The sequence below is a fragment of the Streptomyces sp. NPDC021562 genome (assembly GCF_040640875.1).
Classification (GTDB): Bacteria; Actinomycetota; Actinomycetes; order Streptomycetales; family Streptomycetaceae; genus Streptomyces.
Map to the genome: position 1 here is coordinate 1 of NZ_JBFACN010000122.1, position 1,042 is coordinate 1,042.

At 38.8% G+C, this 1,042-nt stretch carries 2 protein-coding genes; both read left to right on the forward strand.

Annotation, left to right across the window (positions count from 1 at the left end; translation table 11 throughout):
* Positions 1 to 275 precede the first annotated feature (275 nt).
* Entirely contained in the window at positions 276 to 689 is a 414-nt protein-coding gene (locus AB0G52_RS41390) for a reverse transcriptase-like protein (protein ID WP_150908820.1), read from the forward strand.
* A partial coding sequence (locus AB0G52_RS41395; protein WP_361344529.1) for an EamA family transporter occupies positions 679 to 1,042 on the forward strand: 364 nt, incomplete at its 3' end. The genes AB0G52_RS41390 and AB0G52_RS41395, both read left to right, overlap by 11 nt.

Below are 1,042 nucleotides of genomic sequence, written 5' to 3' on the forward strand. Positions count from 1 at the left end.
TCACCGATTACAATAGCCGTAGATTGAACCATCCAATCAGATGTAAAAAACACTTCTTCCTTTTTTACGCGGTATCTATATTCAAGCTTATATTTCATATGAAAGCATCCTTCCTTCATTTAAATACTGTTCCATAGGGTAAGTAAAGGGTATAATAAAATGGCTTCCCAATATGAATCCATATAAGATAATGTTATGTAGTTTGGCTCCTTTTTATAGCTAAAAAAGCTTGCCATTACCTGAATAATCATACCAGAAACTTTGGAGGTTTAAAAATGATAGAAGTCTACATCGATGGTGCAAGTGCTGGAAATCCCGGCCCAAGCGGTGCCGGCATTTTCATTAAAGGGCATGGAAGTGCCGAAAAATATTCTATCCCACTTGGCAGCATGAGCAACCATGAGGCCGAGTATTATGCCTTAATTCACGGCTTGAAGATCTGTTTAGAAAAAAACTACAAATCAGTTAGTTTTCGGACAGACTCTAAAACAGTCGACAGCGCTGTGGATAAACGATTTGCCAAAAACAAAACGTTCGCACCACTTCTAGAAGAGGCACTGCTTTTAGCAGATAAACTCGACCTGTTCTTTATTAAATGGATTCCAAGCGGCGAAAATAAAACGGCTGATGAACTGGCAAGAATCGCCATTCGCAAAAATAAACCGGAAGGAAAAAGCCGTGATTTCTAAAAACAAACAGGCAAACATACTATTGCTTGCCGTTGCACTTATTTGGGGCTCCACCTTTGTTCTTGTCCAAAATGCTATTTTATTTCTGGAGCCGCTCCAGTTTAATGGGATTCGTTTTTTTATTGCCTTTTTGTTTTTGTTGCTTTGGCTTCTTTTGTTTCATCGTCATCTCCTGAAGGAACTCAAAACGTCAACTGTTGTCGCAGGAGCTGTGCTTGGTTTTTGTTTATTTATAGGATACGCCTTTCAAACAATCGGGCTGCTATATACTACTTCTTCCAAGGCTGGCTTTATAACAGGACTAAGCGTAGTGCTAGTTCCGTTGTTTTTATTTTTGTTTTTCAAACAAAAGC

Coding starts and splice junctions, on each gene's coding strand:
- AB0G52_RS41390 (WP_150908820.1), top strand. CDS start 276: ATGATAGAAGTCTACATCGATGGTGCAAGTGCTGGAAATCCCGGCCCA.